Origin of the sequence: Streptomyces sp. DT190, from assembly GCF_049846985.1 — a bacterium.
Lineage (GTDB): Bacteria > Actinomycetota > Actinomycetes > Streptomycetales > Streptomycetaceae > Streptomyces.
This window is the reverse complement of sequence record NZ_JBNCNM010000016.1, coordinates 213,305-223,247: the sequence shown is the minus strand read 5'-3', so window position 1 is coordinate 223,247 and position 9,943 is coordinate 213,305. Positions and strand designations below refer to the sequence as shown.

Genomic DNA, 9,943 nt, shown 5'->3' with positions numbered 1-9,943 from the left:
CAGACGGTGCGGTTGGAGCCGGCCGTCCGTCGGCTCGCCCAGTCCGGGCACGGTGCGTTCCTGGAGATGAGTCCGCACCCGGTGCTGACCGTGCCGGTGGCGGAGACCGTCGAGGCGGCCGGCGCCGATGCCGTGGTCGTGGGGTCGCTGCGCCGGGGCGAGGGCGGCCTGGATCGTCTGTACGTGTCCCTGGGCGAGGCGTGGGCGCGTGGTGTCGCGGTGGACTGGACGGCCGCCTTCGACGGGCTGTCCCCGCGCCGCGTCGACCTGCCCACCTACGCCTTCCAGCGCCGCCACTACTGGCTCGAACCGGTCGGCCGCCCGGCTACTGCCGACACGGGCTCCGACGCCGTGGACGTCCTCGACGACGACTTCTGGACCAGCGTCGAGAACCACGACCTCGACGCCCTCGCCGGAGACCTCGGCATCGACGACGTGCGCTCACTGGCCAAGGTCGTACCGGCGCTGTCGTCCTGGCGGCGCGACCGCATCAACCGCTCGACCCTCGACGGCTGGCGCTACCGGGTGACCTGGCGGCCCCGCGCCGAACAGCCCGCCCGCGCCGCCGAACTCCCGGGGGTCTGGCTGGTGGTCGTACCCGCCGGGCACGAGGCCGACCCCCTCGTACGCTCCGTCCTCGATGCCGTCGAAGGGCACGCGAGCGACGTACGCGTCATGGCCGCCGGAGCGCCCGAGGCCGAACGCGACCGCATGGCGGACCTCGTACGGCAGCACACCGCGGACACCACCGTGGGCGGAGTGCTCTCGCTGCTCGCGCTGGACGAGACGCCGTGGTCGCGGGAGGGCGTGCTGCCCACCGGCATGGTGCTGATGACCGCCCTTCTCCAGGCGCTCGGCGACGCACGGGTCGACGCACCCGTGTGGTGCGCCACGCGTGGGGCCGTCACCGTCCGCCGGGGCGACCCGCTCGTCAGCCCGCTGCAGGCGATGAGCTGGGGCCTCGGACGCATCGCCGCCCTGGAGTACCCGCAGCGCTGGGGCGGTCTCGTCGACCTGCCCGAGACGCTCGACACCCGGGCCGCGCGGCGCCTGGCCACCGCCCTGTCCGGGGCGCTGGAGGAGGACCACGTCGCAGTGCGCCCGTCCGGGATCTTCGCCCGCCGGCTGGTGCGCGCCGGCGACGGACCGCGCCCCGGAGGCACCTGGACGCCGTCCGGCACCGTGCTCGTCACCGGCGGCACCGGCGGTCTCGGCCGGCACGTCGCCCGCTGGCTCGCCCGCGGCGGCGCCGAGCACCTGGTGCTCGTCTCCCGGCGCGGCCCGGCCGCGCCCGGCGCCGACGGCCTCGTGGCCGAGCTCGCGGAACTCGGCACCCCGGCCACGGTCGTCGCCTGCGACGTGTCCGACGCGGCAGCCGTCCGGCGACTCGTCGACGACCTGCCCGGGGGCGGCACCCTGACCGCCGTCTTCCACACGGCGGGCATCATCGACGACGGCCTCATCGACGCCCTCACCCCGCAGCGGGCCCACGACGTACTGCGGCCCAAGGCCGACGCGGCGCTCGCCCTCGACGCCGCCACCCGGCACCTGGACCTCGACGCGTTCGTCCTGTTCTCCTCCATGGCGGGCACCCTCGGCGGACCCGGCCAGGGCAGCTACGCCGCCGCCAACGCCCACCTCGACGCCCTCGCCGCCCGCCGGCGCGCCGAGGGACTGCCCGCCACCTCGATCGGCTGGGGCACCTGGGCCGGCGGCGGCATGGTCGGCGAGGAGGTCGCCGAACGGCTGCGCCGTGACGGCGTGCCGCCGATGGACCCCGAACTCGCCGTCGCCTCCCTGCAGAAGGCGCTCGACCAGGACGAGGAGTTCCTCATCGTGGCCGACGTCGACTGGAAGCTCATCACGGCCCGGGCCTTCGCCGCACTGCGCGAACTCCCCGAGACCCGGGCCGCCGTCGCCGACCGTGCGGCTGAGCGGGAGACCGAACCGGTCGACGGGCCGCCGCTCGTGAAGCGGCTGGCCGCCCTGGCTCCCCCCGAGCGCCGTGCCGCCCTGCTCATGGAGATCCGCACGCAGGCCGCCGCCGTCCTCGGGCACGACGACGCCGCCGCCGTTCCCGAGGGCCGCGCCTTCCGCGACCTCGGCTTCGACTCGCTGACCGCGGTCGAACTGCGCAACCGGTTCGCCGAGGCCACCGGGCTGCGGCTGCCGGTCACGCTCGCCTTCGACCACCCCACCGCGTCCGCCCTCGCCGCCCACCTGGACGGCGAACTGTTCGGCGGGCAAGTCGCCGACGCCCTGCCCGCCCTGCCCACGGCGTCCGTGACCGACGACCCCGTGGTCGTCGTCGGCATGGGCTGCCGCTTCCCCGGCGGCGTCACCTCCCCGGAGGAGCTGTGGCAGCTCGTCGCCGACGGCACCGACGCCATCACCCCGTTCCCCGGCGACCGCGGCTGGGACGTCGAGAACCTGTACGACCCCGACCCCGACCGCGTCGGCCACTCCTACGCCCGGCACGGCGGATTCCTGCACGACGCCGACCGGTTCGACCCTGCGTTCTTCGGCATCTCCCCGCGTGAGGCGGTCGCCATCGACCCGCAGCATCGGCTGCTGCTCGAAACCTCCTGGGAGACGTTCGAACGCGCCGGCATCGACCCGGAGGGGATGCGCGGCGCCCGGGCCGGCGTGTTCGTGGGCTCCAACTACAACGACTACGCCCGCAGGGTGAGCAAGGCCCCCGAGGAACTGGAGGGCTACCTGGCCACCGGCAGCGCGAGCAGCGTCGCCTCCGGCCGGATCGCCTACACCTTCGGCCTCGAAGGCCCCGCCGTCACCGTCGACACGGCCTGCTCCTCGTCGCTGGTCGCCCTGCACCTGGCCGTGCAGGCCCTGCGGTCCGGGGAATGCGAACTGGCCCTGGCCGGCGGCGTCACCGTGATCTCCACTCCGGACACGTTCGTCGAGTTCAGCAGGCAGCGCGCGCTGTCGCCCGACGGACGCTGCAAGCCGTTCGCCGCCGAGGCCGACGGAGCGGGCTGGGCCGAGGGCGTCGGCCTGCTCCTGCTGGAACGCCTCTCCGACGCCCGCCGCAACGGGCACCCGGTCCTCGCCGTCGTCGCGGGCACCGCGGTCAACCAGGACGGTGCCTCCAACGGACTGACCGCGCCCAGCGGCCCCGCCCAGCAGCGCGTCATCCGCCAGGCCCTCGCCTCCGCCGGGCTGTCCCCGGCCGACGTCGACGCCGTCGAGGCGCACGGCACCGGCACGAGACTCGGCGACCCGATCGAGGCGCAGGCCCTGCTCGCCACCTACGGCCAGGACCGGCCCGCCGAACGCCCGCTGTGGCTGGGGGCGCTGAAGTCCAACATCGGGCACACCCAGGCCGCCTCCGGTGTCGCCGGCGTCATCAAGATGGTGATGGCGATGCGGCACGGCATCCTGCCGCGCACCCTGCACGCCGACCGTCCCTCCCCGCACATCGACTGGTCCAGCGGCGCCGTGCGCCTGCTGCACGAGCAGCGGGTCTGGGAACCGGGCGACGGACCCCGGCGCGCCGGCGTCTCCTCCTTCGGGGTCAGCGGCACCAACGCCCACGTCATCCTCCAGGAGCCGGACCTGCCCGCACCGGCGCAGCCGCAGCCCGGCGCCCGGCCCGCGCGGGCACTTCCCTGGCTGCTGTCCGCCCGCGGCACCGCCGCCCTGCGCGACCAGGCCCGCCGCCTCCTGGACCACCTCGCCGCCCACCCCCGGACCGCGCCGGCCGACCTCGCGCTGTCCCTGGCGACCACCCGCGCCCGGCTGGAGGACCGGGCGGCGGTCGTGGCCGACGGCACCGACGCCCTCACCCAGGCGCTCACCGCCCTCGCCGAGGGCCGGGAACACCCCCAGCTGCTCACGGGCCGCGCCCGCGGCGGCAGGACGGCGTTCCTCTTCTCCGGCCAGGGCACCCAGCGACCCGGGACCGGCCGCGCCCTGTACGAGACCCACGACGTGTTCGCCGACGCCCTCGACGCCGTCTGCGCCCACCTCGACGGCCACCTCGGCACACCGCTGCGCGACGTCCTGTTCGCCGAACCCGGCAGCGCGGAAGCGGCCCTGCTCGACCGCACCGACTACACCCAGGCCGCACTGTTCGCCGTGCAGGTCGCCCTGTACCGGCTGCTGGAGAGCCTGGGCGTACGGCCCGACGTGCTGCTCGGCCACTCCGTCGGCGAGATCGCCGCCGCCCACGCCGCCGGCGCCCTCACCCTGGAGGACGCCTGCCACCTGGTCGCCGTGCGCGGCCGGCTCATGGCCGGCCTCCCCGAGGGCGGCGCCATGATCTCCGTCCAGGCCCCCGCGGAGGAGGTGGCACCACTGCTCGCCGCGTACGAGGGCCGGGTGTCCGTCGCCGCCGACAACAGCCCCCTCGCCACCACGCTGTCCGGCGACGAGGGCGACGTCACCGCGCTCGCCGCCGAACTCGCCGCGCAGGGCCGCAGGACCCGCCGCCTCAACGTCGGCCACGCCTTCCACTCGCACCACATGGACGGCATGCTCGACGCCTTCGCCGAGCACACCGCGGGGCTGGCGCACGCGGCCCCCGAACTGCCGGTGGTGTCCACCGTCACCGGACGCCCCGTCACCGACGCCGAACCCCTCGACGGCGCCTACTGGGTGCGCCAGGTCCGCGACAGCGTCCGCTTCCGGGCCGGCATCCGCACTCTGGAGGAGCAGGGCGTCACCACCTACGTGGAGATCGGCCCGGGCGGCGTGCTCACCGCGCTCGCCGGGGAATGCGCCGGCGGCGACGCCCTCCTGGTGCCCACCCTCGCCCGGGACACCGAGGAGAGCCGGTCCCTGACCACCGCCCTCGCGCGGCTGCACACCCACGGCCACCACGTCGGCTGGGACACCTGGTTCGCCCCCACCGGCGCCCGGCGCACCGACCTGCCTACCTACCCCTTCCAGCGGCGCCGCTACTGGCTGGAGACGACCGGCAGCGCCGACGCGGGCCCGGACTCCGTACGGCACCCCCTGCTCACCGCGGCCGTGCCGCTGGCCGACGGCGACGGCCTGCTCCTCACCGGCACCGTCTCCTTGGACAGCCGGCCCTGGCTCGCCGACCACGCCCTCGACGGCCGGATCCTGTTCCCCGGCACCGCCTTCCTGGACATCGCCCTCGAGGCGTGCGCCCACGTGGGCGCCGGCCGCGTCGGCGACCTCACGCTGAACACGCCGCTCGTCCTGCCCGGACACGGCGGCGTGCAGCTCCAGGTCGGCGTCTCGGCGCCCGGCCCGGACGGCGACCGCACGCTGACCGTGCACTCCCGACCCGTCACCGGCGACGGCGCGGACGCCCCCTGGACCCGGCACGCCGAAGGCGTCCTGTGCGCCGCCCCGGCGGCCGCCGGCGAGTCCGTTCCGGCCGCCTGGCCGCCGCCCGGCGCCACCCCCGTGGACGTGACCGGCCTGTACGAGGGGATCGCCGAACGCGGCTTCGCCTACGGCCCCGCCTTCCGCGGGCTGCGCGCCGCCTGGCGCGACGGCGACACGGTGTACGCGGAGATCGCTCCCGAGGACGGCGAACACCTCCAGGGCACCGACCGGTTCCGCATCCACCCCGCTCTCCTCGACGCGGCCCTGCACACCGTGGCCCTCACCGTCACCGACGGCACGGGCACCGTGCTGCCGTTCGCCTTCCAGGACGTCACCCCGCACGCCGCCGGGCCCGACGCCCTGCGGGTGCGGCTCGTGCCGGCCGGGGAGCACACCCACCGGGTGACGCTTCTCGACGGCACCGGGGCGCCGGTCACGGAGATCGGCACGCTCGCCCTGCGGGCCGTGGACACCGCGGCCCTGCCGGCCACCGCGGGCGCCGGCGCGCTGCACACCGTCCGCTGGACCCCGGCGGCCCCCGCCGGACCGTCCGTCGCCGTCGCCCCGCCGCACCTCGTGGGCCCGGCGGCCGACCTCGCCGGGCACCCGGTCCTGGACCAAGCCGTGCGGTACGCCGATCCGGCCGCGCTGGCCGCGGCGACCACCGGGACCGCCGCACCGCGCACCGTGCTGGCCGTCGTGCCGACGCCCGACGACGACACCGACCCCGCCACCGCCGCCCGGCAGGCCACCCACCACGTGCTGCGGCTGGTGACCGAGTGGCTCGCGCAGGACGCCCTCGCCGCCTCCCGGCTGGTCCTGCTGACCCGCCACGCGGTCACCACCGGTCTCGGTGACGCCTCCCGCACCGATCCCGCGCACGCCGCCGTATGGGGCCTGGTCCGTGCGGCGCGGACGGAGAACCCCGGCCGGTTCGCGCTCGTCGACCACGACGGCACGGCCGCCTCCCTGGCCCTGCTGCCCACCGCCCTGGCCGGCGAGGACAGCGAGACCGCACTGCGGGACGGTGCCGCCCTGGTCCCCCGGCTGACCCGCGCCACGCCCGACACCGACGCGCCCGACGCCGTCGGCGACGGCACGGTGCTCGTCACCGGCGCCGGCGGCGTCCTGGCCCGGCGGATCGCCCGCCACCTGGTCACCGCGCACGGCACCCGCTCGCTGCTGCTGGCCGGACGGCGCGGCGCCGCCGCCGAGGGCATGACCGAACTGTGCGAGGAACTGCGCGCTCACGGCGCCCGCGTCACCGTCGCCGCCTGCGACGTGGCCGACCGGCAGGCCCTGACCGCCCTGCTCGCCCAGGTCCCCGACGACCGGCCGCTGACCGCGGTCGTGCACACCGCCGGCGTCCTCGACGACGGCATCGTGCAGTCGCTCACCCCGGAACGCCTGGACACCGTGCTGCGCGCCAAGGCCGACGCGTCCCTGCTGCTGGCGGAACTGACCCGCGACACAGGCGCCGCGCTCGTCCTGTTCTCCTCCCTCGCCGGCACCCTCGGCGGGGCCGGACAGGCCAACTACGCGGCCGCCAACGCCTTCCTCGACGCGTTCGCCGCCCGCAGTACCGCCGCCGGACGCCGCGTGCAGTCCCTCGCCTGGGGGCTGTGGGCGGAGCGCAGCGGAATGACCGGCACCCTGGCCGAGACCGACCTGCGCCGCATCGCCCGCAGCGGCCTGCGCCCCATGGAGACGGCCGACGCGCTCGCCCTGCTGGACACGGCGCTGCGCAGCACCCAGGCCTGGTTCGCCCCCGCGGACCTGGACACCGGCGCGCTGCGCGGGCCGGACGGTGCGGTGCCCGACCTGCTCCGCGACCTCGTTCCCGCCCGCGCCCGGCAGGCGGCCCGTACGGCCCCCGCCGCGCCGGCCCCCGTCTCCGCCGGGAACAGCCTGCGCGAACGCCTGGCCGGGCTGGACGCGGACGCCCGCCACAGTGCCGTACTGGAAGCCGTGCTCGCCCAGGCGGCCCTGGTCATCGGTCACGACACCCCCGACTCCCTCGATCCCGAGCGAGGCTTCCTGGACATCGGCTTCGACTCCCTGACCGCCGTCGAACTGCGCAACCGGCTCGGCACGCTCGCGGGCGTGCGGCTGCCGGCGACGCTCATGTTCGACCACCCCACCCCCGAGCGGCTCGCCGCCCACCTGCTGGAGCGGATGGCCCCCGCCGAACCGCCCGCCGCCTCCCCGGCCGCCGCGGACCGGCTGGAGCAACTGGAGGCGCGGTTCGCGGAAGCGCTGGCGGACCCGGACCTCCACGCGGGGCTGCGGGTGCGGCTGCGCGATTTCCTGGACCGGCTCGACGGCGCCCCGGCACCGGCACCGGCCCCGGCACCGGGACAGGGCCCGGACGCACTCACCGACGAGGTCTCCGACGAGGAACTCCGCGCCTTCCTGGAGGGCGACCTCGACGACGCCTGAGCACCGGCCTCCGGCCGCCGCGGCGCGGACCCGCTCCCGTCGCGGCGGCCCCCGGCCCGTACACCGACTTCGATCTCGATCCCGACCCCGACCGACCCGCCGACCGCCCGATCCGTCCCACGACCCGAACATGACCCGGCGCCCGCACGACCGCGGGCGTCCCCGCCCACCGATCCGCTCCACACGGCCGGGAACCCCCAGCCCGCCGGCCGTCCGCCCCTTGTCACCTGGATGGAACAGTGAAGGCTCTTGTGCTCGCGGGGGGATCCGGTACGCGACTGCGACCGATCACCCACACGTCCAGCAAGCAACTGGTCCCGGTCGCCAACAAGCCGATCCTCTTCTACGGACTGGAATCCATCGCCGCCGCCGGCATCACCGAGGTCGGCGTCATCGTCGGCAGCACCGCCGCCGAGATCCAGGCCGCGGTCGGCGACGGTTCCGCCTTCGGCCTCGACATCACCTACATCCCGCAGAGCGAACCCCTCGGTCTCGCCCACGCGGTCCTCATCGCCCGGTCCTTCCTCGGCGACGACGACTTCGTGATGTACCTCGGCGACAACTTCGTCCTGGACGGCATCAGCGACGTCGTCGACGAGTTCCGCAAGAATCCCTGCGACGCGCAGATCCTCCTCACCCGCGTCAGCGACCCCACCGCCTTCGGCGTGGCCGTGACCGACGACCAGGGCAACGTCGTCGAACTCGAGGAGAAGCCGCGGACCCCGCGCAGCGACCTCGCCGTCGCCGGCGTCTACCTGTTCAGCCCGGTCGTCCACGACGCCGTCCGCGCCATCCGGCCCTCCGCCCGCGGCGAACTGGAGATCACCGACGCCCTCCAGTGGATGATCGACCGGCGGATGACCGTGCGCTCCACCGTCATCACCGGCTACTGGAAGGACACCGGCAACGTCACCGACATGCTGGAAGTCAACCGCACGCTCCTGGAACGCCTCCAGCCCCGCGTCGACGGCTGCGTGGACGACGAGAGCGAGATCATCGGACGGGTCAGGATCGAGGCCGGGGCCCAGGTCCGGCGCTCCCGCATCGTCGGCCCCGCCATCATCGGCGCGGGCAGCGTCGTCAGCGACTCCTACATCGGACCGTCCACGTCGGTCGCCGAGGAGTGCCTGATCAGCCACAGCGAGATCGAGTACTCCATCGTCCTGCGGGAGTCCTCCTTCGACCGCATCCGCCGCGTGGAGGGGTCCCTAGTCGGACGCAACGTCAAGGTCACCCTCGCGCCCCGGCTGCCCGCCACCCACCGCCTCGTGATCGGCGACCACGGACAGGTCCAGTTCTCCTCATGAGCGGGGTCCGTGTCCTCGTCGTCACCGCGGTCGCCGCCGAACGCGACGCCGCGGCCCGCGGGTTCGGTCCCGCGGCCACGTCCCCGCCGCCCGCGCCCGCGCCGTCAGGACTGGACGCGGTCCGCGTGACGCCGGGCGGCGACGGTCCCGGTCACCGGCCGGTCCGCGCCGACCTCGTCGCCGGGGGCGTCGGACCGGCCGCGTCGGCGGCGAGCACCGCGACCGCGCTGACCGCGGCGGCCGCCCGCGGCGAACCCTACGATCTGGTCGTCTCCGCCGGCATCGCGGGCGGGTTCGCCCCCGTCGCGGCCCTCGGCTCCGTCGTCGTCGCCGACCGGGTCATCGCCGCCGACCTGGGAGCCGACTCGCCCGACGGGTTCCTGCCCGTCGACGCCCTCGGCTTCGGCACCACCGCACACACCTGCGCGCCCCACCTCGCTGCGGCGGTCGCCCGCGGGCTCGGAGCCGTCCACGCCCCCGTCCTGACCGTCTCCACCGCCACCGGCACCGCCGAACGCGCCGCCGTACTGCGGGAACGCCACGGCGCCGCCGCCGAGGCGATGGAGGGGTTCGGGGCCGCCGAGGCCGCCGCCGGGCACGGCACACCGTTCCTGGAGATCCGCACCATCTCCAACGCGGTCGGTCTGCGCGACCGCTCCGCCTGGCGCGTCCCGGAGGCACTGGCCGCCCTGCGGGACACCTTCGCGGTCCTGCGCACCGTGCTCACGCGGGGCGTCCCCCCGCCCTACGGCTGACCGCGGGGGCCGGCGGCAGCTCCGGGGCGTCACATCTCCCCGCGGCCGACCGCCGGGTCCCCGCCCCGGCCGGATCGCCCCGCCGGGCTGCCTCTTCCCGCGTCTTCCTGTGCCCGATCACCG

The 9,943-nt window shown here is 75.9% G+C and carries 2 protein-coding genes and 1 pseudogene; all 3 read left to right on the top strand.

The features are described from left to right. Positions 1–267: 267 nt before the first annotated feature. Positions 268–7,758, top strand: a pseudogene (locus tag ACPXCS_RS26480) (SDR family NAD(P)-dependent oxidoreductase); the annotation flags it as partial. Positions 7,759–7,997: 239 nt separating this feature from the next. Next, on the top strand, positions 7,998–9,065 hold the full coding sequence (locus ACPXCS_RS26475) for a glucose-1-phosphate thymidylyltransferase (protein ID WP_425951777.1): 1,068 nt from the start codon (positions 7,998–8,000) through the stop codon (positions 9,063–9,065). Continuing rightward, entirely contained in the window at positions 9,062–9,820 is a 759-nt protein-coding gene (locus ACPXCS_RS26470) for a futalosine hydrolase (protein ID WP_365099087.1), read from the top strand. Before ACPXCS_RS26475 ends, ACPXCS_RS26470 begins: the two co-directional genes overlap by 4 nt. Positions 9,821–9,943: the final 123 nt, after the last annotated feature.